This window comes from Burkholderia sp. AU45388 (assembly GCF_030481585.1).
Taxonomy (GTDB): Bacteria; Pseudomonadota; Gammaproteobacteria; order Burkholderiales; family Burkholderiaceae; genus Burkholderia; species Burkholderia sola.
Window position 1 is genome coordinate 344,208 of sequence record NZ_JAUJPV010000001.1, and the last position, 24,494, is coordinate 368,701.

Below are 24,494 nucleotides of genomic sequence, written 5' to 3' on the forward strand. Positions count from 1 at the left end.
CGTGGCCCGGGAGTCGCGGGCCGCATTCGCCGGCCCGCGCGCGGCCTCAATCCTATGCGTGCTTGCTGAACTGATAGCCCTTCGAGCGGATGGTCTTGATCCGTTTCGGTTCGTTCGCGTCGTCGCGCAGCTTGCGGCGCAGCTTCGAAATGCGGCCGTCGATCGAACGATCGAGGCCGTCGAACGCGATGCCGCGCAACAGCAACGTCAGGTCCTCGCGGCTCACCACCTCGCCGGCGCGACACGCAAGGGCCCACAGCAGGTCGAATTCGGTCGACGTCAGGCGCGGCATGCTGCCGTCCGGAAGATGCACACGGCGGTCGGTCCGGTCGATCGAGAACTTGCCGAATACGTATCGCTGCGGCGAATCCGGCACGGGGTCGCCCGTCGGCACGCGCGTGCGCCGCAACTGCGCCTTGATCCGCGCGAGCAGCAGGCGCGGTTCGACCGGCTTGCGGAGAAAGTCGTCCGCGCCGAGTTCCAGGCCGAGCAATTCGTCGAACGGTTCGTCGCGGCCCGTCACCATGATCACGATGCCGTCGTAGCGCATGCGCGCCTCGCGGCAGATCTCGAAGCCGTCCTTGCCCGGCAGGTTGACGTCGAGCAGCACGAGGTCGGGGCGGCTTGCGACGATGCGCGACCGGGGCATCCTTCGGACGAAAACGTTTGCGCCGATGCGCTGTCGCGCGCGTCGCTCGCCCCCGGCCGAACCCAGGCCAGGCAAGGTTAGTCGACATATCACTACAAAATATTACCGACGTTCCGGCATCCTGCTCCGTACAATTCCCGAACCTGATTCACGCGCCTCGTATAGTGCGATCGCCTCCGTTTCCCGATCGCGTCGACGGCCGGTTTCGACGGCACGTCGCGTCATGCTGCTCGCGTGCGAAACCGGATGTGCGTGGGTCCAATCGACACCGCGCCGGCTCCCGACGGGCCTGCAAGCGGACAGTACGAATCATTCACGGAGAAGCGACATGACGCCGTTGCAAGTCGTCCAGCGTCTCGAAGCACTCACGCACGCCATCGAAGCCGCGGTGGCGCGTGCCGACTGGAACGAAGCTGTCCGGGCCGCCGAGACGCGTTCGGCGTTCATCGTTGCGCTTGCACCCGATCAACCGGCCGCGGTCGCGGCGGCGCTGATGAAAGTGCAGGAGTTCGACGTGAGGATCTCCACGGTCGCGCGCGACACGCTGGAGGCGCTCGTCGCGCAGGGCTGGCAAGCATTGCACGAAACCCGCATGGCAACGAACGCCCTGAGGGCGCAGCAGCGGTTGCCCGATGCGGGCGCCGCGGCCACGCGACACTAAGATTCGTTTCCTTCGGTGATGGCATGAAATTCAAGAAACGCGCCGGTCTCGTCGATGCAACACGGTGGTTCGCCGACGGCGACCATGAACGGGTAGAGCACCGTCACGGCGGGTGGGCGGTCGCGACGCCGGAAGGCTGGCGTCCGGTGAAACCGGGCGACTGGATTCTGCGCGACGAATGCGGCAACTGCTGGCCGATGGACGACGGCCTCTTCATGCATTGCTACGAACCGGTCGCCGACTGACTCGCCGGACGGTTCGCCACGCCTATCGGCGCTTGCGCGAAAACATCAGCGACTCCGCGTCGTTGAAGCGGATGCGCCGCGGCTCGCCGTAACCGGCTTTCTCCGCGACCCGGATCGACGCGACGTTGGTCGGCGCGATCAGGCACACGCTGCGCTCGAACCGCTGTTGCGCGTCGAGCCATGCGAGCGCGGCCGCGAGCGCCTCGGTCGCATAGCCGTTGCCTTGCGCCCACGTCGCCAGCGCCCAGCCGGCTTCCGGCACGCCGCGAATCGGCGGCTCGATGTTCCGGTGGAAATCCGCGAAGCCGAGATCGCCGACATACCGGCCCGACGCCTTTTCCCGAATCGCCCAGTACCCATAGCCGAGCAGCGGCCACAGCCCGCGATACGCGAGCATGCGCATCCACGAGTCGCGCGGCGTGGAGGGCGTGCCGTTGAAGATGTGCGCGACGACGCCGGGTTCCGCCCACATCGCGGCGAGTGCGTCGAAGTCGCCGAGCGGATGGCCTTCGAGGATCAGGCGTGGCGTGTCGAGAACGGGCGGGGACGAGACGGGTGGCACGGCGCTGACTGTCATCGGGCGTTCCATGAGGAAGGGATCGCGACGCAGGGCGCCGCGCTTGGGGTTCCGTACGATACCGCGTAAACGGCGATGCGGACGCAATTCCCCTTTCGCATCGGGATAGGCGTCCGCATGGGCCCGCGACCGCGTCGCACGGTTGGCCCGGCGGCCGGCGGTGCCCTCACGGACCGGCTCGCGTGACGACGTCGCGGTCGGCCGCGTCACGCGAGGCGCTCGACGAATGCGGGCCGTTCGGCGCCGTGTGGCGAACGCCTGTAGTGAACGCCTTCGCGAACACCGGCTGCGGCGAGCAGTCGGCCCTCTCTCCGACGGCGGCCATCGGCGCACCCGCGCGTGACGTATCACGCGGGATCGGCCCGTGCCGGCAGAGGTTACTTGCGGCTCTTCAGGAAATTGCGACCGTGCGCGGTGATCGACGCACCGGAGCGTCCGTTCGCCGCCTGGCTGACGAAGCCCGCGCCGACGAGTTCCTGCTCGACCAACCAGCCGAGCGCCGGCGCGTCGCGGCCGTAGCGAACATCGGCGAGGCGTTCGAGCGCCCAGATCGCGGAAGCCGACAGGTTGGGGGTGTTGGGCATGAGAGTGTCGTTCATCGCTTCCTCGGGAAATGGCGTTTCGGGATGGACGGCGCGTGGCCGCGGGATCGGCGGCGCAAGCGTCAGCTTGCTTGCAGCAACGGCAGCAGCGCGTGCAGCGCCGCTTCCTCGTCGGGGCCGGTGGCGAGCACCTGCGCCGACGTGCCGCCGTGAACCTGCAGCGACGCGATCGCGCCGCTGTCTTTTGCGTTGCTGCGGTGCCCGTTCGCGATCAGCTGGATGTCGCTGTCGAAACGGCGTGCCGCGTCGACCGCCGCGTCGCGCGCGGCGCGGCCGCGATTGCGGTTCCATGCGGGGCCGATTTCAACGTACACAACGGTTGCCACGATGCTGGAAAGCCTCCGGACAAGTGGGCGGGGCGGTGCGCGACATGCACGTGCGCGGTTGCGCACGCGTTGCGGACATCGGGCGGCCGGCCTATCGCGATTTCCCGCGGGATCGCGGGGCGCCGGCCGGGCGGATCGCGCGCGCCATTCGGCGCGAACGTGCCGACATCCGCTGCGAAGGCGCATGCAAATTCACGGATTGTCGGAAGTGGACGATTATAATGCATCGGTCAGAAGATGTGAATTGCATTATAATGCCGTGTGCGCCGACGCCGGCCCGCGGCACTGCCGGCGGGGCGAGCCGCCGCGCCTCCGGGCGCACAATGTGCTCGCCCGGCATCGTCGATCGACCCGAACCCCTCCCCGAATGGAAGCTGCAATGAACGCCCCTGCCTGCCCGCAATGCGCGATGGAAAACACTTACCCCGATGGCGCGCTGACCGTGTGCGCGGACTGCGGCCATGAATGGTCGGCCGACGCGGGCGCCGAGGCTGGCGACGAACCGGCAGGCGACGTCGTCAAGGACGCGAACGGCAACGTGCTGTCGGACGGCGATTCGGTCGTGCTGATCAAGGACTTGCGGGTGAAGGGTTCGTCGATCACGCTGAAGATGGGCACCAAGGTGAAGAGCATCCGGCTCGTCGGCGGCGATCACGAAGTCGACTGCAAGACCGACATGGGTGGCTTCATGCTGAAGGCGTGCTACCTGAAGAAGGTTTGAGCGCACGGTTCAGGCGACCGTTGCATCCGCGTTTTCATCCGCTGCCGTTTCAGCCGACTATCCGCACATGGCCGAGGATCGAACTTCCTACGACGCGTTCGTCAGGTTCCTGGCGACGCCGCTGAACGACGGCCGGCCGTTCGTGCTGGAGACGCAGCACGCGGTCTCGCTGCACTTCGATCATCTCGGCACCCAGAGCTTCATGTCGCTGCGCGATCCGGTGCGGCTCGCGCTCGGCTATACGCGCGTGATGATGGGCTTTCTGCTGTTGCAGCCCGAGCCAGCACACATCTGCATGCTCGGGCTGGGCGGCGGGTCGCTCGCGAAGTACTGCTACCGCCACCTGCCCGGCACGTCGATCGACGCGATCGAGATCAATCCGGACGTGATCGCGCTGCGCGACGTGTTCAGGATTCCTGCCGACGACGCGCGCTTTCGGGTGGTATGCGCCGATGGCGCCGATCATCTGGAGCGAGCGGACGTGCGCACGGACGTGATCCTGCACGATGCATTCGTCGCCGACGGTATGCGCGGCCGCTGCACGGGCGGCCCATTTCTCGATGCGTGCCACGCGCGCCTGAGCGAAGCCGGCGTGCTCGCGATCAACTTCATGGACGACGATCCGGCATTGCCGCGGCATCTTGAACAGTTGCGATCGATATTCGGCTCGTCGTATGCGCTGGTGCCGTGCGGCGACGACAACAACTTCATTGCATTCGCATGGAAGGACGGCAGCCGGCTGCCGTCGTTGCGTATCCTGCTGGAGCGGGCGCTTGCGTGCCCGCAGGCCGGCGAACTGAATCTGGCCGCCACCGCGAGGCGCATGAAGCACGGCGAGGGTATCGATCCGCGGCGGCTGGTGTGGCGTGCGCAGTCGCACGAACGCTGGGAGATCGGCGCGTAACTGTGGCCGGGAGACGCCGCGCGCCTTGGCGGTCGCGCTTACTTCGCGCGCTTGCCGATCGCGCTGCGGGTCTTGTAGGTGACGCCGTGCCGGTCGAGATATTCGCGGATCAACTGCCGCACGACTTGCGACGGCGTAAGATCCTGCTCCGCGCAGAGCAGTTCGAAGGCTTCCTTCTTCGCGGGATCGATCAGGACGGTCAGGCGGGCGGTTTTCGTTTCCATGACGGGGCGAGAGTGGTCGGTATGTTAATCAAATTATAATCGATGCGCTTTCGGCCCGATCACCGGAAGCGCCGCAAGCGCCGCAAGCGCCGCCCGTGGCGCATGATCAGCGCTTGCTGCGCAGTAGCGCGAACAGGTCGTCGAGCACCGGCACGATGGCGAGCGTGACGAGCACCGCGGCGAGCGGCACGGTCGACACGTAGCCCACGTGCTTGAACCCGATGGCGCCGGCCAGGCCGCCGACGAAGAACGACGCGAGCATCGTCGCGTGGATCCTCAGTTTCGAACGGTTGGCGATTACCGCGTGCGCGTCGACGTCGATGGCCGACCGGTTCCAGTAGAACAGCTTGCCGAGTTCGATGCCGAGATCGGTCACGATGCCCGTGACGTGCGTCGTGCGGATTTCCGCGCCGGACAACTTCGTGATCGTCGCGTTCTGCAGCCCCATGATGAAGCACAGCAGTGTCACGGTCACCGGCACGAAGAACGTTTCCCACAGCGCGAGGTGGCTGCCGAGCAGCCCGAACAGCAACAGCAACGCGGCCTCGACCAGCAGCGGCAGCATGAACTGGCTGTGCAGCCCGCGGCGGCGCCCCCAGTTGACGAGGATCGCCGAGCAACCGGCGCCGATCAGGAACGACCCCAGCGAACTGATGCCGGCGAGCGCGAGCTGCACGTCGCCGAGCGCCGTCTGGTCGGCGATCGCCGACACGATGCCGCTCATGTGCGACGTGTATTGCTTGACCGCCAAAAAGCCGCCGGCATTGGTTGCGCCGGCCACGAACGCGAGCGAAAACCCGAGCTGGCGGTTCGCGGTCGCGCTGCGGTGTTTTCCCGTCAGGTTTCGAAAGTACTGCGCTGGCATAAGGGCTTCGCTCGATCGTCGCGGATTCGCGGGTACAGGCCGAAAACCGGTGCGAACGGCGTGACGGGCACGCTGCTTGCGCCGGATTCCGGAGCTGTCGAATCATGTGATGGACATGATAATATCATTATCATACTCTGTTGGCGGGATGGTGCTTTCAGTACAATAATGCGACGTGCCGCCGGCTGGCTGTTTCGCCGCGGCGCTCGCTCGCGATTCCCTTCTGCTCACCGCTTCATGACCCCGATCAAGTTCATCCTTCGCTACACGGCGATCCCGTTCACGGCCATCGTCGCCGTGGTGATCTGGACCGTCATACCCTCGTCGAAAGAGATCGATGCGAGACAATATGCGGCGCTGTCGCGCGCGTACACGAGTTTCCCGCTGCCGTTCCGGCGCGAGATCTCGGACACGATGGAGGACGGCACGATCAACGACCGGCGCTACCAGGCACTCGTGCGTGATTCGCTCGGCAACGGCGTCGCGCTGGACTGGCCGGCATCGGGCGTCGGCGGCGTCGCCGACGAGCGGCAAAAACTGGCCGAACTGATTCAGGCCGATTCGGATCTTCAAAGGCAACGGCAATGAAAACCCTGCTGGTTTCTGTGGCATTCGCGATGATCATCGCGAGCCTGATCTTCGCGCTGTACTTCATGAATCACGATCGCGGCAAATCGAAGCGGATGGCGTGGTCGCTCGCCGCGCGCGTCGGGTTGTCGGTCACGCTGTTTCTGTCGCTGCTGATCGCGTACAAACTCGGCTGGATCGAACCGACCGGTTTGCCGATCGGGCGATGACGCGCGGTTCCCGCACGGGCGCAGGGCGGTTCGATTCCGCGCGATACCGCCTCGCGTGATCGCACCGCGGCGGACCTGACGGCGAGAACCGACGGTCGATCAGCCCAACGCAGCGGTTCGACGAGGGCGCGCCCGCACAACCTCCGCCATGCGCTGGACATCGTGTCACCAGAGGCCATCCGTGCATTGCATCAGGCGGTCGAAGCGGTGTGCCCGATCTTCGACCTGCCGAGGCTGCCGCAGCACATCGACGGCGAATTGCGGCATGCCTGCGCGTGATGCGCGAACGCATTGCCGCAGGGCCGAGTTTTGAAATGAAATCGACGTATTGTGATAAGAATACTTTTCTTATCCTGATGATCGTCATGCGAATGCGTGACGTTGACGGATTCGCACCACCACGTGCCTGACGAGGGCGGTCACGACGCTAGTTGCCCGGTTCTTTCGTCACGTCATGACGATAGGCGCGCGGCGAGCAACCCACGATGCGTTTGAACGCATGGCCGAACGCGCTATCCGAGTCGTAGCCGAGCCGCTGCGCGATCGCCGAGATCGACGCGTTCGAGCGACGCAGTTCGCGCATCGCCAACTGTATCCGCCAGCGCAGCACGTATTCGAGCGGCCCGAACCCGAGCCGCCGCTTGAAATGCAGCGCGAACGTCGAGCGCGACACGTGGCAGCAGGCCGCCAGCGCGTCGACGGTCCACCGTCGCTCGGGCGCGGCGTGAATCGCGGCCAGCGCCGCGCTGACCCGCGCATCCGCGAACCCGGCCAGCCACCCGACATCGCCGTTCGCGCCGGCGTCCACATAGCGCCGCAGGATCTGCACCAGCATCATGTGGCCGAGATGCCGGACCATCAGCGATCCGCCCGGCGACGCCGCGCCGAATTCCCGTGCGAGCTGCTGCAGCGACCAGCGCAGCACCGCCGCCGGTTCGGAGTCGCCGCTCACGACGACCACGGGCGGCAGGCTGCCGAGCAGCAGCGGCATGCCTTCCTCATACGCGAAGCGGCCGCCGATCAGAAAGCAGTCGGCCGGTTCGCCGTAGTGCGCGATCCCGCGTTCGAGATGCCGGTACACGTCGGCGGCCGGCACCGGCGTGACCGATGGATCGCTCGCCAGCGAAAATGCCCGCGGCGCGGCGAGCAGGAAGCAGTCCCCCGTGCGCAGCCGGACGGGCGGCCCCGCACCGTCGACGGTCAGCCAGCAAGTGCCTTCGACCACCGCGTTGAACTTGATCCCGTCGGGCGGCGGAAGGTCGATCGCCCACGGGCCGCCGGCCCGCAGGCCGGTGAAAAACGAGTCGCGCGTTTCCAGCAGCGACAGCACTTCCGATAGCGGATCCACGCGCAATCCCCGGACGATCTCGACGAAAAACCGGATTCTATTGCATTCACAGTCCGGATGCGCGGCCCGAGAATGATCTCGTGCAGTGACGCGGCCGACAGGCGGCCGCGCGCTTCGTGCATCATTTCAGGAGCCTTCAATGACGAGCAGGCAGCACCCCCTTCATTCCGGATTCGACGCTGGATCGACGGCGACCGACGTACTGGCCGGTCTCGACCTGCACGGCAAGACCGCCATCGTCACGGGCGGCCATTCGGGTCTCGGGCTCGAAACCACGCGTGCGCTGGCGCAGGCCGGTGCGCACGTCGTCGTCGGTGCACGGAGCGCCGAGGCCGCGCACGAAGCGACGCGCGGCATCGCCGGCGTGGAGATCGCGACGCTCGATCTCGCGGACGTCGCGAGCGTGGCCGCATTCGCCGCGCGGTTCGTCGACGCACGGCGCAACGTGCATGTCGTCATCAACAGCGCGGGCATCATGGCGTGCCCCGAAACCCGCGTCGGCGACGGTCGCGAAGCGCAGATGGCCGTCAATCACCTCGGTCACTACGCGCTCGTCAACCGGCTGTGGCCGTCGCTCGCGCACGGCGACGGCGCGCGCGTCGTCGCGGTGTCGTCGCTCGGGCACCGGCTGTCGCCGATCCGCTGGGACGATATCGATTTCGCGCGCGGTTACGACAAATGGCTCGCGTACGGGCAGTCGAAAACCGCCAACGCGTTGTTCGCGGTGCAGCTCGACGTGCTCGGCGCGCCGTTCGGCGTCCGCGCGTATTCGCTGCATCCCGGCAAGATCGCGACGCCGCTGCAGCGTCATCTGACGCGCGAGGAAATGATGGCGCAGGGCTGGATCGACGAACACGGCGTGCCGATCGATCCGACGTTCAAGACGCCTGCGCAGGGGGCAGCCACCCAGGTTTGGGCGGCGACGTCGCCGCGCATTGCCGATCTCGGCGGGGTCTATTGCGAGGATTGCGACGTCGCGACGGTGACGCGCGGCAACGAGGAATCGGGCGTACGGCCGCATGCGATCGATCCGGAGGACGCGGCGCGGCTGTGGGCGTGGTCCGCGGCGGCGACGGGCGTCGATGCCTTTGCCGTGCGCCGCTGACGCCCAGGCGTTCGCCGGGCCGGCCGCCGAGCGGATAGCGGCGGCGGTTCGATACTCGCGTGCGGCAGGCTATCCGCGCGTCGGCCGCAGCGCGCGCCCCATTTCCGCGAGCGGCATCGCGACGATCGAATTCAGCAACCGCATTTCCCCGGCGTCCGGATGCGCGATGTTTCGCACTTCATCGAGCGTCTGATCGACGTGACGATCGAGCGGTTCGAGAAAGCGCTGCAGTTCGCTGGCGGCCGCTTTCTCCCTGAGCCCGAGCGCCTGGCCGAATGCGACGAGTGCATTTGCGTCGATATCGGCAAATCGCGTCGCATTCCCGAGCGGCATCGTCAACTCGCAGTGCGGCCAGTGATCGCCGCGATGGTCGGGCCGGTGCGTGGGGGTGTGATACACGACCGTGCTGACGATGTCGTAGAACGGCGCGAGCCGGTAGCCGCGCGCGTCGACGAAGAACGACAGGTTCTTCAGGTGCGCGTCGGCATTGCCGACCACCACGTTGAACACGGTCCAGCGGAACACCGACAGGCGTGTCAGCGCGCGCGTGCTGGTGCGGTCGATCGCGCGGGCGAGTTCCTGCGCATTGGCGCGCTGGTACTTGAAACCGCGGTCGTAGTTGAGCAGTTGCATCGCGTCGATCGTATGCACGCGCCCGGCCGGTTCGGATGCGACGTCGCGGTCGAACCGGTCGATCACGTAGCAGGCGGACGGCGTGCGCAGGAAATGCACGTCGGGCACGTCGAGCCCCATCTTCTTCGCGAGCCGCATGCAAAAGAACTCGTTGATCGCCGAATGCGGATAGCCGGCCGCGCGCATGTCGGGTTTGAGCAGGTGCATCGACGGTTCGCTGCCGACGGGCTCGAACAGCGCATAGTCGGGCGCGTCGCCGCGCAGCACCAGCAGCAGCTTCTGCTGCGCGCCGGCCGCCGACATGCGCTTGGGCGCGGTGGCCGTCAGCGCCCGCTCGGGCATCGCCTGGATCCGGCGCTCGAGCTCGTCGAGCGGCAGCGGCTGCAGGCCGCCAGGCGTTTCGTGCTCGCCGTCGGCCAGCAGCGTCAGCGCGCCGGCCGATTCTCGGCCGAAGTACGCGAGCAGGCCCCACGCGTCGGCCGCATCGACCTTCGCCTCGCGCGCGAGCGACGTGCGCATGCCTTCCTCGGGCAGCAAGTTGTCGAAGAACCACTGGACCGGACGATCGGTCGACGTGTCGGTGAACACGTCCGTGCGCAGCGCGAACGCCGGCGACAGCGGATACGCGGCCGGCGACGCAAGCCATTGCGGGTCGTACGCGAACGACCAGATCCCCTTGTCGTCGGTCAGCGTGCCCATGCGCACGCCGTTCGCGGACGCGATCAGCGTTCTAGCCGCCATAGCTGCTCCTGCGGCGTTGCGCGGCCTTCAGCGCGGTGGCCTCGGAGATCTCGATCGACGACTCGGCGTACAGCCGCACGCCGAGCTCGCTCAGCAGCAGCATGACCTTGCCGATTTGCGCGGTCGGCTTGCCGGCTTCCACCTGGCTGATGAATTTCGGCGACAACCCGGTCGCGTTCGCGAGTTCGTCCCGGGTGAACCCCTGCTGGATTCGCGCCGCGCGAATGAAGTGGGCGAGCGCGCCGATCGTGTCGACGGATTGGGATTCCGACATGACGTTCTCCGTGCTTCGTATCTGATCGGGAACAGTATTGCATAACTCGCCGGATTGGGTAGTAGTTCGTATTCGTTCGGGAACGAAGGGATGATTTCCATAACGGTAACGTCATTTCGTACCCGATCGGGAACGGATCGTCAAGGAAGGGTGGTGGAGACGATGTTCGTATCTGATCGGATACGGAGAAAGAAGACACGGGGTGCCTTTGCACGCGCGTGCGACCGTGCACGCCGGTGATGGCTCCGGCGATCTTCCTGGCGGCAGTCAGTCACCGTCGTCCCGAGCGGCGACACGCGATCATTCCGCGCACACAGCCTGCACCTCCGCCACCGAGGCAGGGTGCTGACGCAACACGCCTTTCTACAATTCCCTTCGACTCGCTACACGTGCCGCCATCCTCCGGAAGCAGGCCCGATCCTTGCGACCGCCGAGCGTCGTCGGGGGCGTTCGCGCCCAGGCACATGATGATTTGCACGGGAGGGCGCATGGAACCGATGCCGGTCGCACTGCAGTGGCACGACGTTCTCTTCAGGATCGCACTGGCGCTGGTCGCGGGCGGGCTGATCGGCCTTGACCGCAGCGAATCCGGCAAGACGGCCGGACTGCGCACGACGATCCTCGTGTGTCTCGCCGCGTGCCTGTCGATGTTGCAGGTCAATGCGCTGCTGCTGCAGGCGGGCAAACCAGAGGGCGCGTTCTCGGTGCTCGACCTGATGCGGCTGCCGCTCGGCATCCTGACCGGGATGGGCTTCATCGGCGGCGGCGCGATTCTTCATCGCGACGGCCTGGTGTCCGGCGTTACCACGGCGGCGACGCTGTGGTTCGTGACGGTCATCGGGCTGTGCATCGGCGGTGGCCAGTTGGCGCTCGGCGCGCTCGGGCTGGTGCTCGCGCTGCTGGTCGTGTGGCCGCTGCGGTTCGTCGAGCGGCGTTTGCTGCGTGTCAGGACCGCGCTGGTCACGATCGAGTACCCGCCGGGCTCGGCGGTGCGCGAACAACTGGCCGCGAAGCTGCGCGACGCGGGTTTCACATACCGGACGAAAGGCTTTTGCGAAGCGGCCGCGCGCGCGGTGCGCGAGGAAGAACTGTTCGTGCAGTGGCGCGAAGCGACCGGCGCCGACGTGATGCTGAAGCAACTGATGCGGATCGTCGAGTCGGCCGGCCTGACGTCGGTCCGCTGCTCGACGGCGAACTGACGCGCGCGGCCGCCGGAACGCGCGATGCTCGTGCAGCAGGCCGCCATGGGCGGTTGACCAAGGAGCGAAACATGACATGTGTATCGGAAGTGATGACACGCGACGCCGCGACCATCGGCCCGACGCAGAGCCTGCGCGAGGCGGCCCGGCTGATGAGCGATCTGAACGTCGGCGCGCTGCCCGTATGCGACGGCACGCGGCTGATTGGGATGCTGACGGACCGGGACATCGTCGTGCGCGCGGTGTCGATGGGCGTGCCGCCCGACGAGGCGGTCGAGGGCGTCGTCAGCGGACCCGCGAACTGGTGTTATGAGGACGAGGACATTTCTGCAGTGCAAAAGAAGATGGAAGACGCACAGATTCGTCGCGTACCGGTGGTCGACCGGCAGAAGCGGCTGGTCGGCATCGTTGCTCTGGGCGATCTGGCGACCGCCGCCGACGGTGCGATGTCGTCGACGCTCGGTGCGGTATCGGCGCCGTCGCGGCCGGATCGGTGATTGCCATGGCAAACAGGGAGAACGACATGAACGAAGAGAGAGAAACGCAGATTCGCGAGCGTGCATATCGGCTGTGGCAGGTGGACGGCGCGCCCGACGGCCGAGCCGACGAATACTGGCAGCGGGCCGAGCAGCAACTCGATGCCGAGGGCGGCGGCGGCGAGCAGGCACCGGATTTACCGGTCGATCAGTCCACGAAGCGTCGCATTCCGGGCGAGCCGCTGCAGGACGTCGACGCGGTGCCGCCCGGCGAGGTCGCGCACGAAAGGCGACGCACGCGGTGAAGCGCGGAGCGTCGGCCGGCGGAGTCGAAAAACCGTAACCTGCCGCGCGGTTTGCGCGAACGGCTAGCCGTCTTCGCCCACTTCGGTCGGGTCCGGCAAGTCGGGCAGGTCGTCGTGGCGCCCGTCGTCGGGCGCCGGCGGCGGAATATCCGGCGTGTCGGTCATATCGTCGTCATTCGGTGTCGCGTTTGTCACGTGCGTCGCGCTCATGATCGTCCTCCTTGGCGTCGAAAGGGCGCCGGCGCGCAGCCGGCATATCGCTTCGGAGCATCGCGCGTGCCGCATGTCGCTTTCGCAGCGGGGTGGCCACGTGTGTTGCCGACACTGCGCCGGATCACGCGTCGCTTGTAATTTCTTTAGCGGCGGCCTCCGGCGGCAGTGGGGCGGGACAGCCCGACGACGGCATGTCCCTTGCTGGAAGCGTGGTGGGCCGCCGCACCGCCCATTGCGGCGCGATGCGGTGCAACGCAATCAGCATCCGGAGAGGGAGAAATTCATGACCCGCGACAGTCAACGGCAGGACCCCGCGTCGCCCGACGCGGCACGCGAGGCAGCCGACACGCCGGACCGGCGCCACTCGACGCCCGGCGGCGAATCGACCACGCGCCCCGGCCATGCGCCCGGCGGCGGCGAACTCGACACGATTCCGGACGATCAGGCGCGCAAGGTCGTGCCGGACGACCCGCGCCAGACCGAGGCGCGCGATCCGGCCGGCAAGCCGTGGCCCGAAGAGCACGACGCGCCCGACGATTCCGGAAATCGGCCACGGCCGCTGTAGCGCGCGTGCCGGCCGAATCGCCGCGTCTCGTTCCGTTTCGACATCCACGCACCGGAGTCCACCATGTCATCAGACGAAGTTTCCGAATCGCGTCGCAAATGGGTGCAGGGCACGACGGCCGGATTGGTCGCCAGCGTCGCCCTGCCGACGATCGCGCAAACGGGCGGCGTCCCGCCCGACGCCGGCGATACCGCGCCGCGCGATCCGCGTACGCTCTATCCGCATGCGCCGTTTCCGCAGCAGCATCAGCCGTGGCCGGGCCTCGCGGGCCGCATGACGCCGCGCCCCGATCACGGCGAACGCAGCTATCGCGGCAGCGGCCGCCTCGACGGCCGCAAGGCGCTGATCACCGGCGGGGATTCCGGCATCGGCCGCGCGGTGGCGATCGCCTGTGCACGCGAGGGCGCGGACGTCGCGATCGTCTATCTGCCCGACGAAGAGCCCGATGCGCGCGAAGTCGTGGAGCTGATCCGCAGCGCGGGACGCAAGGCGGTGCCGCTGCCGGTCGACATCCGCAGCGAAGGGGCGTGCAACGGGCTCGTCGAGCGGGCGGTCGCCGCGCTCGGCGGGCTCGACATCCTCGTGAACAACGCGGCCCGCCAGCAGAGCCACGAATCGATTCTCGACATCAGCACCGAGCAGTTCGACTGGACGCTGCGCACCAACCTTTACGCGATGTTCTGGATCACGCGGGCCGCCATTCCGCACATGCCGGCCGGTTCGGCGATCGTCAATACGACGTCGGTGAATGCGTACGACCCGTCCGCGAACCTGCTGGACTACGCGATGACGAAAGCGGCGATCGCGAATTTCACGAAGGGGCTCGCGAAGCAGATGATCCAGCGCGGCATCCGCGTCAACGGCGTCGCGCCGGGGCCGTTCTGGACGCCGTTGCAGGTCAGCGGCGGACAGACGACGCACAACGTCGAGACATTCGGCGAGCAGGTGCCGATGGGGCGACCGGGACAACCGGCCGAGATCGCGTCGATCTATGTCGAGCTGCTTTCGTCGCGCGCGAGCTACGTCACCGGGCAGATCTATGGCGCGTCGGGCGGGGGCGGGCAGCCATAGTCGGGTCGCGGTGCGGGGCGACGCGGGTTGCGCCGGAAGACGTAGGCGCGGCAGCGGACCGTTGACGAAGGAATCTCCCGGCGTCTGGAACATGAGCGGCCCCCGGAGCGGGTGTCCGACCGCAAGAACGCACCGTCCCCCCGACCGACCGTCTGCACGTGCAGGCGGTCGGCCGGCACTTTCCCGTCATTCACCGAGCGCCGCGTGACCACGACCGAATCGCTTTCCTCCGAAGCGAAGTACCGTCACGCGACCTCCGGCGTTCAACGTTCACGCAAGCGCCGTCAATTCACCCCGACAGCACTCCACGCGCGCGCGACCGTCGCGCTTTCGGCCGAGTTCGCGCCGTACAGGTCGTTCGCCGCCTGGATCGACGCACGCCGCGCGTTCGGGTAGCTCGAGTTGGCGTTCAGGTATACGGTCAGCGTCCGGTACCAGATCTTGCCGGCCTTGTCGCGACCGAGCCCGCTGAACGTCGTGTCGCCGTTGCAGACCAGTTGCGCTCTCGACAGGCCGGTGTCGGTCGACGGCACCGACGGCCCTTCCGACAGCAGGTAGAAGAAGCGGTTGCCGACCCCCGACGTGAAGTGCGGATCGTGGCGCGGATTCGACCATGAGAAGCCGCCGGACGGGTAGCAGCTGAACGACCGGCCGTCGAGATCCTGCTTGTACATCTTGCGCAGCCCGCCGCTCACCACACGCGCGCCGATCACGTAGTTGCCGGGATCGTTCGGGTTGTTCGCGTAGAACTTCACGAGCGTGCCGAAAATGTCGGACGTCGCCTCGTTCAGGCCGCCCGCGTCACCCGAATAGTTCAGGTTGGCGGTGGCCTCGGTCACGCCGTGACTCATCTCGTGCCCGGCGACGTCGACCGACACCACCGGCTTCGGCAGGCGCGTGCCCGGCTCGCCGTCGCCGTACGCCATCACGCGCGACGACAGCCACGCCGCGTTCGCGCCGGTCGTGCCGCTGCCGGTATTGAACACCACGTGAGCGTAGCTCCTCACGCCGCGACCGTCGTTGAAGATGCCGTTGCGATTGTGCGTGGTCTTGTAGTAGTCCCAAGTCAACGCGAGCCCGTAGTCGATGTCCGCCGCGACGGTCTGCCGGTCGGTGGTCGTGTTGTTGCCCCACACGTTGGTGCTGCTCGTGAAGATCGGCAGGTCGGTCGCTTGCTCGACTTCGTCCGAGGTCAGGCCGCGACCGTCGTAGACCGAGCCGCCGCCGCGGCCGGGATCGAGCATCCGGTACGCGTTCGTGCCGGTCTGGTCCGTCGTGAGCGTCAGGTTGCCGTAGTACAGCGAGCGGCCGGTGCCGGTCGCGGCGGCGGTCTTGATCAGGTCCTGCGCGTCGAGCACGGCGCCGGTGCGTGCGTCGACGTAGTACAGCACGGCGTCGCCGTGCGTGTCGGTCGACTTGCCGTAGACGCGCACCGCGTAGGCCAGCGTCGGCGTGACGTCGCGTGCGAACACGACGAGTTCCGCATCGTCGACGCGGCGCACGTCCGAGTTGAAGCGCGCGGCCGCGATGTGTCTGGCTCGCGTCGCACCGACATCGGGTGCGTTGCGGACCACGGCGCGGTTCCCGACCTTGCCGATCGTGCCGGCGAGGTTGATCGGGGCGAGCTGGGTCACGCTGGCCTGCTTCAACTGCCCGTTGCTCGAATGAACGACCACGTCGCCGCCGATCACGGGCAGGCCCGCATGGAAGCGATCGAAGCGCACGTGCTCGGTGCCGTCGGGATCGACGATCACGTCGCGCACCCGGAACTGGTCGCCGTCGGTTGGGGCGCCTGCTTGCGGTCCGGCGAACTTCAACGTGCGGGCCGTGCCGCCGGTAGCCACACTGAAGGCGGCCGGGTTCTGCTGGATCAGTTGCAGCGCCTTGTCGACCGCGGCCGGCTGGTCGCCGGCCTGGGCAAAAGCGCTGAGACTCGCGACGGTAATCGCGGTGATGGGCAGCAGTCGAGACAGTTTCTTCATGTAATTCCCCAGGTTATGAGTGGGTTTGTTCGAGGAATGCATCAAGTAATGACTTTTAAACAAGACATGTCGCGAACAGCAGGGGGATGCTAGGAGGTCGTTTTTATAATTACAAGATATTTTCTTGATTATTAATTTTTCATTTCGTCGATGCTAACCAAATCGGGATTTGGTGAGGAATTTGAAATGATCGTGGCGACGTGGGTGACGCGGACGACGCATGGCCGGCGTGTCGCAACGACACTTTGTGGTTTTCTCGTCGTGGCACGTTGTGTAAGGAGAGCGAGCAATCAGAGGTCGAATTAAGTGGATCGTTGAAACTTCTCGTTATTGAATATTGATATCGATTGTTGTCGATTCGCAGGCCATAAAATTAATTTCCCACGCTTTTGATATCTTCCATTCCTAACGTGGCGTCATTAAATGTCCAATGGACGTCGGGCGAAGGAGATCGCATGACACGACTGCAAAGGTGATTTCGTAAAGTATCTTGCGGTTGTATGGGAGGCGTTGTTCGAGCCTCGGCGACCGCAGGCACAGAAGCTATCGAATGATAGTTGACATAATGCGTATTATCAACTTGAAGGGGTCGAATCGATGTTTCGACTCCGATCGGGCCGCTTTTGTCGGAGTTAGAATAGCGCCCCTTCACATGGGAGACGACAATGTCCTGGTTCGTTTATGAAGTGCCCGAATATCACGAAGACGCCGCGCGCATCGAACCCTTCAGCGAGCTGCGTAGCCGTGTGCTGAAAGCCGGTGGCCCGGCCATGGCAGACGACCTGGAAAGCGTTCGCGAAAACGCCGCGGCGACAGCCGACACGCCGGAGCGTCCGCTGCGTACGCCGGAAAATCCGCAGGTCTTTCCGATTCCTTACGCCGACTCCATGATCCTGGTCGGGTTCATCTTCGATCTGAAACGCGAATTCCGGCAACTGGTCGTGTCGCCCGTGGAAATGCCCTGGCTGAAAGACGCGTAAAACCTGACAGACGCGTAAAGCGTTGCGTCGACGTGATCGTGCTTTCGTCACGAGCCGGCCGGGGCGCCGCGTCCGCGTGGCCCGCGCCTTGCTCGCGTACACGGTGCGCAACATCCCAGGTTGCGACCAGGAGAGCAAGATGACACATCAACAGCCACAAGCAGACAAGCAGACAGGTAAGGAGCAGCCCGCGGAGAAGCGCGACGATGGGCAGCAGACCTTCGAAACCGATATTTCCGAAACGGGCGACGACGGCACCACGGTGCGTCAGGCCGAGGTTCGCGAGGACGACCTGTCCGAAGTGAAGCCGCCGTCCGGGCCGTCGCGCTGAACGGATGGACGCGACGGCGCAGGGACGCCGCCGCGTCTTTTCCAGCGTGCCATTGCAAATTCCGCCTTCTATCGCCGTGCTCCGATCCGCGCAACGTCGGCATGTCGGACCCGGCCATCTCGACGCCGACCATGCCGGCCGCTCCGACGACGATTTCCCACAGGGCACACGCACGTATCGACGGAATGCCGCCGCCCCTCCCCTTGAAATTCACGCGCCGTATCCTATTTTAGGTATCGCTCAAGGCAGTCGCGGTTGACGCGCTGCGTGTTTCGATTTGTTAGTCAGCGACCCTGTCGCGGATGGACGAACTGGAGCGCGTGGTCCGGTTCGTTCCCTCGCAGGGAGCACCCCCAGGAGCCAGTCATGAGCGATATCTTCTTCCCCACCGATCTGCTGGCGGAATTCGACCGCCTGCAACGGCAGATGGCCAGCGCGTTCACGGGTTTTCCGACCAGTCTGCGCGCCCCGCGTCCCGGTGCATTTCCACCGGTCAATATCGGCAGCACCGACGACACGGTCGAGATCGTCGCGTTCGCGCCGGGTCTCGACCCCGCGAAGCTCGACATCTCCGTCGATCGCCGGCTGCTGACGATCAGCGGCGAGCGCACGCCGCCGGACGATGGCGCGACCGACGACGAGCGGCGCATCTACGCGAGCGAGCGCTTCATGGGCGCGTTCCGCCGCGTGGTCGAACTGCCGCAGCACGCGGACCCCGACAAGATCGACGCGCGCTATGCGAACGGCTGCCTGACGATCAGCGTCGGCAAGTCGGAAGCATCGAAGCCGCGGGCGATTACCGTCCAGTAAACAGCACGGCGTCACGAACGCATGACGGAGGACATCATGAGTGACACGAACACCACTGAACTGACCACCCGTCCGGCCGATACGCGAACGGCCGTGACGAACCGCGAGCCGGCTCGGCGCGACACGCCGCGCACGCGGATTGCGCCAGCCGTCGATATCGTCGAGGATGCGCACGGCATCACGTTGTACGCGGACCTGCCGGGCGTGCCGCGCGACAAGCTCGACGTTCGCGTGCACGACGGCCGCCTCGCCATCGACGCGGAGGCCGTCGTTCCGACGCCACCGGGATTGCGTCTGCAACACGGTGAAGTGCAGCATCCGCACTTCTCGCGCGCATTCACGCTGAGCCCGGATGTCGACGTGTCGCGAATCGACGCGCAACTGCGCGACGGCGTGCTGAAACTGCGCATCCCGCGGCGCGAAGAAGCGAAGCCGCGACGGATCCAGGTGACGGCGGGGTGAATGTATCGGCCCCCGTCAGTCGGCGACGATTTCGATCGTCGCCGACTGACGGATCGCCACGCGACACAGCTGCAGGAACCTCGGCGGGCAGCGTGTAGGTGGCATCCGTGACCACGTAGGGGTTCGGCGCCGGAGGCGCCGCCGCGGCAGCTCGCGCACGGCCTGCGCGAGCCGCGCGGCCATGCCGTCCGCCCGGGACGACAGCAGCCGGCGCAGCGTGCCGAGGCTCGGCGCATAGCCGTGGGCCGCGTAGAACGTGCCGTAGTCGTCGCCGAGGTAGTAGCCGGTCGTGCCGTTGTTGTCGAGCCCGTGATCGCCGACGCGCACCGGCAACGACACCCGCATCAGGCCGCCGTCCTCGTCCTTGCCGGTCGCGCTCCAGTTCTGCCGCACCCACGGCCGCCCGGCCACGCCGAACGACGTCGCCATGCGCACCACCGCGAGCAGCCGCCCGACCAGCACGGACAGGTTGCCGCTGTTCGGAATGCCCGACCCCGTCGGCAGGATCGACGCGAAATCGGCGGCGCCGAGCGTGACCAGCGTGGCCGAACCCGGCGGCACCGCCAGCGTGAGCGCGCTCAGCGTCTGGCCGGTGAAACGCCCGGTCGTGTCGCGCCACGCCAACGCCGTCGCATGGACGCCGCGACACGCCTGACCCCGCCGGAATCATGCAAAATGCTGCGCATCTGAGTGGCGGAGAGTGGCCGGTGGGCATCAATTTCGATTTGACGGACTTGCAGGCGTTTCGCGCGGTCGTGGAAACGGGCAGTTTCCGCAAGGCCGCCGAAGCGGTCAGCCTCTCCCAGCCCGCATTGAGCCGCCGGATCGACAAGCTCGAGGACGCGCTCGGCGTGCGGCTGTTCGAACGCACCACGCGCCGCGTCGCGCTCACCACCGTCGGCCGCGTGTTCGCGCAGAGCGCCGAACAACTGCTCGACGATCTCGACGCCGCGCTGCTCGGCATCCGCGACGTGTCGTCGAGCCGCCTGGGCCATGTGACGATCGCGTGCGTGCCGTCGGTCGCCTACTACTTCCTGCCGCCCATCATCGCCCGCTATCATCAGCGCTTTCCGCGCATCCGGGTGAAGCTGCTCGACGCCGGCGCCAACGAAGTGCTGGGCGCGGTCATCAGCGGCGAAGCGGATTTCGGCGTGAGCTTCATCGGCAGCCAGGAGGCGGAGGTCGAGTTCAAGGTGCTGCTCCAGGAACGGTTCGTCGCCGCCTGTCGCCGCGACCACCCGCTCGCGCGCAAGAAGCGCGTGACCTGGAACGAACTCTACGAGCACGATTACGTGTCGGTGGACAAGACGTCCGGCAACCGCCTGCTGCTCGACCAGGCCCTGGCGGCCGTCGCGCCGCGCAAGCCGAGCGTCTGCGAGGCGCGCCACGTCACGACCCTGCTCGGGCTGATCGAGGCCGGGCTCGGCGTCGCCGCGGTGCCGTCGATGGCGATGCCGGGGTATGACCACCCTGTCCTCACGAGCGTGCCGCTCGTCGAGCCGGCCGTGAAACGGCGCGTGGGCATCGTCAAGCGGCGCGGGCGCTCGCTGACGCCGGCTGCCGAGGCGTTTCACCGGATGATCGTCGACGCGAAGCGCGGCGGCGCCGACGGCGACGGTACATCGGCATGACGACGACGGAACGGAAACGAAGGAAGGCGGCATCGTGAGGTGGACCCGGCTGTTCAAATCGCTTTACGTGCAGGTCCTGCTCGCGATGATGCTCGGCATCGGCATCGGTCACGTGTGGCCGGCGGCGGGCGCGATGCTCAAGCCGCTCAGCGACGCATTCGTCGCGCTCGTGAAAATGACCATCGCGCCGATCGTCTTTTGCACGATCGTGTCGGGCATCACGTCGCTGTCGAACGGGCGGGCCATCGGCCGCACGATCGCGCGGGCGCTCGCGCTCTTCTATCTGTTGACGGCCGCCGCGCTCGCGTTCGGGCTCGCCGCCGCCTACGTGCTGCAACCGGGCGCCGGCATGCACGTCGACGTCCGTCATCTGGATGCGAGCATCCTCGCGCCGTATGCGAAGCATGCGGAGCCGCGCAGCCTGGTGGCGTTCGCGCTCGGCGTGATTCCGGACACGATGCTCGGCGCGTTCGCGACCGGCGAAGTGTTGCCGGTGCTGCTGCTCTCGCTGTTGTTCGGCTTCTCGCTGAATGCGCATCCGCGCGCCGCCCGGCCCGTGCTTGCGCTGATCGACGGCATCGCGCAGGTCGTCTTTCGCGTGCTCGCGATGATCATGCGGCTCGCGCCGCTCGGCGCATTCGGCGCGATGGCGTTCACGGTAGGCCGCTTCGGCATCGGCTCGGTCGGCTCGCTCGCGAAGCTGATGGTGTGCTTCTACGTGGCCTGCGCGCTGTTCGTCGCGCTGGTGCTCGCCCCGCTCGCGCGACTGCACGGCTTCGCGCTGTGGCGGCTCCTGCGCTATCTGCGCGAAGAGTTGCTGATCGTGCTCGCGACCTCGTCCACCGAGCCGGTCCTGCCGCGCCTGATCGTCAAGCTGGAAGCGCTCGGCTGCGACAAGGGCGTCGTGGGGCTGGTACTGCCGGCCGGTTATTCGTTCAATCTGGACGGCACCGCGATCTATCTGACGCTCGCGGCGTTGTTCATCGCGCAGGCCTGCGACGTCCCGCTTTCCGCGCCGCAGGTCGCGACGATGCTCGCGATCATGCTGGTCACGTCCAAGGGCGCGGCCGGCGTGTCCGGCAGCGGGCTCGTCGCGCTGGTCGCGACGCTCGCGGTGATGCCCGACCTGCCCATCGCCGGGGTTGCGCTGCTGGTCGGCATCGATCGCTTCATGTCCGAAGCGCGCGCGCTGACCAGCGTGATCAGCAACGCGTGCGCGGTGATTTTCGTGTCGATGTGGGAAGGTGCGTGCGACCGGACGCGTCTGGTGCAGCGGCTCGCGGCGGCCGGGCCGGCGTTGCCGGACGCGGCCGATGAAGACAGCGCCGCGGCGGACGGCGGCGGCGCTCGCGACGGGAAGACGATCTGATGCGCGCCCTCCCGTCGATCGGGCTCAGTGCGCGGAAACGGAATCCAGGCCGGTCGCTTTCACGTCGGCCTGCACGCCGGGCGACGCGAGATAGTCGAGCAACGCCTTCGCTTCCTTCGGATGCTGCGCGCCGACCGGGATGCCGGCGGCGAAGCGCGTGACGGACTGCAGCGATTCGGGAATCTTGCCGACGAAGGCCGCGCCCTTGACGGGCAGCAGCTCACTGACCTGCTGGAAGCCGATTTCGTAGTCGCCGTTCGCGACGACCGACGCCACTGGAATCCGCGGAATCATCTTCGCCTTCGACTTCACCTGCTCCTCGATGCCGAGCTTCTTGAACAGCTCGCGCTCGATATACACGCCGCTCGCGCTGTCCGAATAGGCGATCGACTTCGCGTGCAGCAGCACCTGCTTGAGCCCTTCGGGGGTGCTGATGTCGGGCTTGGCCGCGCCGTCGCGCACGACCATGCCGATGCGCGAGTCGGCCAGATCGACGCGGGAGTCGGGGATGACCTTGCCCTGCTTGATCAGATCGTCCAGCGCGTAGCCGACCATGATCACGGCGTCGGCGGGCTCGCCGCGCGCGAGCCGGTTCGGAATCGCTTCGGGCGACTTGCCCATTGACGGGCCGAGCGCGGTCGCGAGCGTATTGCCCGTCGTGGACGCGAATCGCGGGCCGAGCACCTTGTAGGCGGCGGTGAAGCCGCCCGAACTCATCACGTGCAATTCGGCGGCCTGGACGTTGGCCGCGACCGCCGCGGTGGCGACGAGCGCGGTCGCGCAGCATTTCAGGAACAGGTTTCTCATGGTCGGGGTCGTGCGGATGCGTGGGTGGGGATGAACGTTGCGGATGGGCCGGACATCAATGCGCGGGCGTCAACGTCGCCGTGCGGTGACGATAGAGCGCGAACGTCGCGAGCAGCGCGCACACGGCGGCGAAGCTCATCCAGTAACCCGGTGCGGCCTTGTCGCCCGTCGCGTGAATGAGCGCGGTCGAGATGGCCGGCGTGAAACCGCCGAACACGGCCGTCGCGAGGCTGTACGCGAGCGAGAAGCCCGCGACGCGCACCTGCACCGGCATCACTTCGGTGAGCGCGACGACCATCGCACCGTTGTAGATCCCGTACATGAACGACAGCCAGAGCAGGACGAGCAGCATGTTGGCGAACGACGGCGCGTGAGCGAGGAACGACAGCGCCGGATAGGCGGTCGCCACGGTGAGCATCGTCATGCCGACCAGCAGCGGCCGACGGCCGATCCGGTCGGACAGCGCCCCGCCGATCGGCAGCCACACGAAGTTCGACACGCCGACGCAGAGCGTCACGAGCAGGCTGTCGGCGGTGCTCAGGTGCAGCACGGTCTTGCCGAAGGTCGGCGCGTAGACGGTGATCAGGTAGAAGCTCGTAGTGGTCATCGCGACCAGCATCATGCCGGCGATCACGACGCCCCAGTTCTGCACCAGCGTAGCGAACACTTCCTTCATGCCCGGACGATGCTGGCGGGCCTTGAACTCCTGGGTTTCCTGCAGGTTGCGGCGCAGCAGGAAGATGAACGGCACGATCATGCAGCCGACGAAGAACGGCACGCGCCATCCCCAGGCGGCGATCTGCGACGTGCTCAGCCACTGATTGAGCGCAAAGCCGAGGGCCGCCGCGATGACGATCGCCACCTGCTGGCTGGCCGATTGCCAGCTCGTGAAGAAGCCCTTGCGGCCGGGCGTCGCCAGCTCGGCGAGATAGACCGACACGCCGCCCAGTTCGGCGCCCGCGGAAAAACCCTGCAGCAGCCGGCCGATCAGCACGAGCACGGGCGCGAGCAGCCCGATCGTCGCGTAGCCGGGGACGAACGCGATCAGGATGGTGCCGCTCGCCATGATCGACAGCGTGACGATCAGGCCCTTGCGGCGGCCGACCTCGTCGATGTACGCGCCCAGCACGATCGCGCCCAGCGGGCGCATCAGGAAGCCGGCGCCGAACACGGCGAAGGTCATCATCAACGATGCGAATTCGCTTTGCGCGGGGAAGAAGACGTTGGCGATCTGCGTGGCGTAGAAGCCGAACAGGAAGAAGTCGAACTGCTCGAGAAAATTGCCGGCCGTGACGCGAAAGATCGCGGCGGCCTTCGAGCGTTCGGCCGGAAGGCTGGACGAGGGGTGCATCTGGGTGTCTCCTGAAAATCCTAGAATACGCGGGAGGGGCTGGTCGATTGTCGTTTTCCGGCATGTTGGCGCGGGATCGATCAAACGATAAGTGCGATTTTTGGAAGGATTGATGCAGTCCGGTTATCAATCGACGTGATCTGCGTGGGGCCGGGCCGCGCTCGGGCCGTCCCGCCGCATGGCCGCACACGTTTGCGTCGTCGCGTCGGGCCGCGGTCGTCGATGGGCTGTCGACGGGCGGCCTCGATTTTTCATTAACCGTGCCGTTAA

At 66.6% G+C, this 24,494-nt stretch carries 31 protein-coding genes and 2 pseudogenes; 19 read left to right on the plus strand and 14 right to left on the minus strand.

The features are described from left to right. Positions 1 to 52: 52 nt before the first annotated feature. A pseudogene (locus tag QZM72_RS01515) lies at positions 53 to 622 on the minus strand (winged helix-turn-helix domain-containing protein); the annotation flags it as partial. A 355-nt stretch (positions 623 to 977) separates the two neighbouring features. Between QZM72_RS01515 and QZM72_RS01520 the strand changes: the two are divergent. Then, on the plus strand, positions 978 to 1,310 hold the full coding sequence (locus QZM72_RS01520; RefSeq protein WP_089471287.1) for a hypothetical protein: 333 nt from the start codon (positions 978 to 980) through the stop codon (positions 1,308 to 1,310). A 23-nt stretch (positions 1,311 to 1,333) separates the two neighbouring features. Next, positions 1,334 to 1,555, plus strand: a complete 222-nt coding sequence (locus QZM72_RS01525; RefSeq protein ID WP_089471288.1) for a hypothetical protein — start codon at positions 1,334 to 1,336, stop codon at positions 1,553 to 1,555. Between the two features lie 22 nt (positions 1,556 to 1,577). Here the strand turns inward: QZM72_RS01525 and QZM72_RS01530 are convergent, their stop codons facing one another. From QZM72_RS01530 to QZM72_RS01540, 3 genes are all read right to left on the minus strand, one after another. After that, positions 1,578 to 2,144 carry a GNAT family N-acetyltransferase gene (locus QZM72_RS01530; protein WP_089471289.1) on the minus strand — a complete coding sequence of 189 codons (567 nt, stop codon included), beginning with the start codon at positions 2,142 to 2,144 and terminating at the stop codon, positions 1,578 to 1,580. 365 nt (positions 2,145 to 2,509) lie between these two features. Next, positions 2,510 to 2,731, minus strand: coding sequence for a hypothetical protein (locus QZM72_RS01535; RefSeq protein ID WP_301736945.1), 222 nt, complete (start codon positions 2,729 to 2,731; stop codon positions 2,510 to 2,512). A gap of 65 nt (positions 2,732 to 2,796) precedes the next feature. After that, positions 2,797 to 3,060 (minus strand): HPr family phosphocarrier protein, encoded by a 264-nt coding sequence (locus QZM72_RS01540; protein ID WP_069616931.1) that lies wholly within the window; start codon positions 3,058 to 3,060, stop codon positions 2,797 to 2,799. Between the two features lie 379 nt (positions 3,061 to 3,439). Here QZM72_RS01540 and QZM72_RS01545 point away from each other — a divergent pair, with 379 nt between their 5' ends. Together QZM72_RS01545 and QZM72_RS01550 are read left to right on the plus strand one after the other, a co-directional pair. Further along, a complete protein-coding gene (locus QZM72_RS01545; protein WP_006489167.1) occupies positions 3,440 to 3,781 on the plus strand; it encodes a zinc ribbon domain-containing protein YjdM in 342 nt (113 codons plus the stop codon). 67 nt (positions 3,782 to 3,848) lie between these two features. Continuing rightward, positions 3,849 to 4,685 carry a spermidine synthase gene (locus QZM72_RS01550; RefSeq protein WP_301736946.1) on the plus strand — a complete coding sequence of 279 codons (837 nt, stop codon included), beginning with the start codon at positions 3,849 to 3,851 and terminating at the stop codon, positions 4,683 to 4,685. A 38-nt stretch (positions 4,686 to 4,723) separates the two neighbouring features. On the opposite strand, the gene QZM72_RS01555 is transcribed toward QZM72_RS01550, so the two are convergent. Then, positions 4,724 to 4,909 carry a ribbon-helix-helix protein, CopG family gene (locus tag QZM72_RS01555; protein ID WP_089471292.1) on the minus strand — a complete coding sequence of 62 codons (186 nt, stop codon included), beginning with the start codon at positions 4,907 to 4,909 and terminating at the stop codon, positions 4,724 to 4,726. Between the two features lie 106 nt (positions 4,910 to 5,015). Next, positions 5,016 to 5,774: a YoaK family protein gene (locus QZM72_RS01560; protein WP_089471293.1), complete on the minus strand. Its 759-nt coding sequence runs from the start codon at positions 5,772 to 5,774 to the stop codon at positions 5,016 to 5,018. A 237-nt stretch (positions 5,775 to 6,011) separates the two neighbouring features. Between QZM72_RS01560 and QZM72_RS01565 the strand changes: the two genes are divergently transcribed. The 3 genes and pseudogenes from QZM72_RS01565 to QZM72_RS35560 form a co-directional block, all read left to right on the plus strand. Next, complete coding sequence (locus tag QZM72_RS01565; RefSeq protein ID WP_089471294.1) at positions 6,012 to 6,362, plus strand: hypothetical protein; 351 nt, start codon at positions 6,012 to 6,014, stop codon at positions 6,360 to 6,362. Beyond that, positions 6,359 to 6,571: a twin transmembrane helix small protein gene (locus QZM72_RS01570; RefSeq protein WP_006489184.1), complete on the plus strand. Its 213-nt coding sequence runs from the start codon at positions 6,359 to 6,361 to the stop codon at positions 6,569 to 6,571. The genes QZM72_RS01565 and QZM72_RS01570 overlap by 4 nt, the downstream gene beginning before the upstream one ends. A gap of 132 nt (positions 6,572 to 6,703) precedes the next feature. Then, positions 6,704 to 6,850 (plus strand): annotated as a pseudogene (locus QZM72_RS35560) (OsmC family peroxiredoxin); the annotation flags it as partial. Positions 6,851 to 6,998: 148 nt separating this feature from the next. Here QZM72_RS35560 and QZM72_RS01575 read toward each other — a convergent pair. Next, positions 6,999 to 7,919, minus strand: a complete 921-nt coding sequence (locus QZM72_RS01575) for an AraC family transcriptional regulator (RefSeq protein ID WP_089471705.1) — start codon at positions 7,917 to 7,919, stop codon at positions 6,999 to 7,001. A 139-nt stretch (positions 7,920 to 8,058) separates the two neighbouring features. On the opposite strand from QZM72_RS01575, the gene QZM72_RS01580 reads away from it, so the two are divergent. Next, positions 8,059 to 9,024 (plus strand): SDR family NAD(P)-dependent oxidoreductase, encoded by a 966-nt coding sequence (locus tag QZM72_RS01580; protein ID WP_089471295.1) that lies wholly within the window; start codon positions 8,059 to 8,061, stop codon positions 9,022 to 9,024. Between the two features lie 69 nt (positions 9,025 to 9,093). On the opposite strand, the gene QZM72_RS01585 is transcribed toward QZM72_RS01580, so the two are convergent. Together QZM72_RS01585 and QZM72_RS01590 are read right to left on the minus strand one after the other, a co-directional pair. Continuing rightward, on the minus strand, positions 9,094 to 10,398 hold the full coding sequence (locus QZM72_RS01585; RefSeq protein ID WP_301736947.1) for a HipA domain-containing protein: 1,305 nt from the start codon (positions 10,396 to 10,398) through the stop codon (positions 9,094 to 9,096). Continuing rightward, complete coding sequence (locus QZM72_RS01590; protein ID WP_050017827.1) at positions 10,388 to 10,672, minus strand: helix-turn-helix transcriptional regulator; 285 nt, start codon at positions 10,670 to 10,672, stop codon at positions 10,388 to 10,390. The genes QZM72_RS01585 and QZM72_RS01590 overlap by 11 nt, the downstream gene beginning before the upstream one ends. 488 nt (positions 10,673 to 11,160) lie before the next feature. On the opposite strand from QZM72_RS01590, the gene QZM72_RS01595 reads away from it, so the two are divergent. The 3 genes from QZM72_RS01595 to QZM72_RS01605 all read left to right on the plus strand — a co-directional run bounded on the left by QZM72_RS01595 (position 11,161) and on the right by QZM72_RS01605 (position 12,652). Beyond that, a complete protein-coding gene (locus QZM72_RS01595) occupies positions 11,161 to 11,871 on the plus strand; it encodes an MgtC/SapB family protein (protein WP_089471297.1) in 711 nt (236 codons plus the stop codon). A gap of 71 nt (positions 11,872 to 11,942) precedes the next feature. After that, positions 11,943 to 12,368, plus strand: a complete 426-nt coding sequence (locus tag QZM72_RS01600; RefSeq protein ID WP_089471298.1) for a CBS domain-containing protein — start codon at positions 11,943 to 11,945, stop codon at positions 12,366 to 12,368. Positions 12,369 to 12,394: 26 nt separating this feature from the next. Further along, positions 12,395 to 12,652 carry a DUF2934 domain-containing protein gene (locus QZM72_RS01605; RefSeq protein ID WP_089471299.1) on the plus strand — a complete coding sequence of 86 codons (258 nt, stop codon included), beginning with the start codon at positions 12,395 to 12,397 and terminating at the stop codon, positions 12,650 to 12,652. Between the two features lie 63 nt (positions 12,653 to 12,715). Here the strand turns inward: QZM72_RS01605 and QZM72_RS01610 are convergent, their stop codons facing one another. Beyond that, positions 12,716 to 12,862 (minus strand): hypothetical protein, encoded by a 147-nt coding sequence (locus tag QZM72_RS01610; RefSeq protein WP_179233556.1) that lies wholly within the window; start codon positions 12,860 to 12,862, stop codon positions 12,716 to 12,718. A 286-nt stretch (positions 12,863 to 13,148) separates the two neighbouring features. On the opposite strand from QZM72_RS01610, the gene QZM72_RS01615 reads away from it, so the two are divergent. Both QZM72_RS01615 and QZM72_RS01620 read left to right on the plus strand, forming a co-directional pair. Continuing rightward, a complete protein-coding gene (locus tag QZM72_RS01615) occupies positions 13,149 to 13,430 on the plus strand; it encodes a hypothetical protein (protein ID WP_089471300.1) in 282 nt (93 codons plus the stop codon). Between the two features lie 63 nt (positions 13,431 to 13,493). Then, the gene (locus QZM72_RS01620) at positions 13,494 to 14,501 is read left to right on the plus strand and encodes an SDR family oxidoreductase (RefSeq protein ID WP_089471301.1); all 1,008 of its coding nucleotides are present in this window, start codon (positions 13,494 to 13,496) and stop codon (positions 14,499 to 14,501) included. Between the two features lie 284 nt (positions 14,502 to 14,785). Here QZM72_RS01620 and QZM72_RS01625 read toward each other — a convergent pair whose 3' ends face one another. Then, on the minus strand, positions 14,786 to 16,483 hold the full coding sequence (locus QZM72_RS01625; RefSeq protein ID WP_089471302.1) for a M4 family metallopeptidase: 1,698 nt from the start codon (positions 16,481 to 16,483) through the stop codon (positions 14,786 to 14,788). Between the two features lie 665 nt (positions 16,484 to 17,148). Here QZM72_RS01625 and QZM72_RS01630 point away from each other — a divergent pair. The 4 genes from QZM72_RS01630 (at position 17,149) to QZM72_RS01645 (ending at position 19,066) form a co-directional block, all read left to right on the plus strand. Next, positions 17,149 to 17,463, plus strand: coding sequence for a hypothetical protein (locus QZM72_RS01630; protein WP_027806289.1), 315 nt, complete (start codon positions 17,149 to 17,151; stop codon positions 17,461 to 17,463). A gap of 139 nt (positions 17,464 to 17,602) precedes the next feature. Next, positions 17,603 to 17,794 carry a hypothetical protein gene (locus QZM72_RS01635; RefSeq protein ID WP_089471706.1) on the plus strand — a complete coding sequence of 64 codons (192 nt, stop codon included), beginning with the start codon at positions 17,603 to 17,605 and terminating at the stop codon, positions 17,792 to 17,794. A 366-nt stretch (positions 17,795 to 18,160) separates the two neighbouring features. Next, entirely contained in the window at positions 18,161 to 18,604 is a 444-nt protein-coding gene (locus QZM72_RS01640; RefSeq protein ID WP_089471303.1) for an Hsp20/alpha crystallin family protein, read from the plus strand. A 36-nt stretch (positions 18,605 to 18,640) separates the two neighbouring features. After that, a complete protein-coding gene (locus QZM72_RS01645) occupies positions 18,641 to 19,066 on the plus strand; it encodes an Hsp20/alpha crystallin family protein (RefSeq protein WP_179233566.1) in 426 nt (141 codons plus the stop codon). 15 nt (positions 19,067 to 19,081) lie between these two features. Here the strand turns inward: QZM72_RS01645 and QZM72_RS01650 are convergent, their stop codons facing one another. Continuing rightward, positions 19,082 to 19,690 (minus strand): hypothetical protein, encoded by a 609-nt coding sequence (locus tag QZM72_RS01650; RefSeq protein ID WP_089471305.1) that lies wholly within the window; start codon positions 19,688 to 19,690, stop codon positions 19,082 to 19,084. A gap of 83 nt (positions 19,691 to 19,773) precedes the next feature. On the opposite strand from QZM72_RS01650, the gene QZM72_RS01655 reads away from it, so the two are divergent. Together QZM72_RS01655 and dctA are read left to right on the plus strand one after the other, a co-directional pair. Next, positions 19,774 to 20,697 (plus strand): LysR family transcriptional regulator, encoded by a 924-nt coding sequence (locus tag QZM72_RS01655; RefSeq protein ID WP_301736948.1) that lies wholly within the window; start codon positions 19,774 to 19,776, stop codon positions 20,695 to 20,697. Positions 20,698 to 20,731: 34 nt separating this feature from the next. Continuing rightward, a complete protein-coding gene (gene dctA, locus QZM72_RS01660; protein ID WP_301736949.1) occupies positions 20,732 to 22,066 on the plus strand; it encodes a C4-dicarboxylate transporter DctA in 1,335 nt (444 codons plus the stop codon). A gap of 24 nt (positions 22,067 to 22,090) precedes the next feature. On the opposite strand, the gene QZM72_RS01665 is transcribed toward dctA, so the two are convergent. Further along, complete coding sequence (locus tag QZM72_RS01665) at positions 22,091 to 22,873, minus strand: substrate-binding domain-containing protein (RefSeq protein WP_089471308.1); 783 nt, start codon at positions 22,871 to 22,873, stop codon at positions 22,091 to 22,093. A gap of 55 nt (positions 22,874 to 22,928) precedes the next feature. After that, positions 22,929 to 24,224: an MFS transporter gene (locus tag QZM72_RS01670; protein ID WP_301736950.1), complete on the minus strand. Its 1,296-nt coding sequence runs from the start codon at positions 24,222 to 24,224 to the stop codon at positions 22,929 to 22,931. Between the last annotated feature and the right edge of the window lie 270 nt (positions 24,225 to 24,494).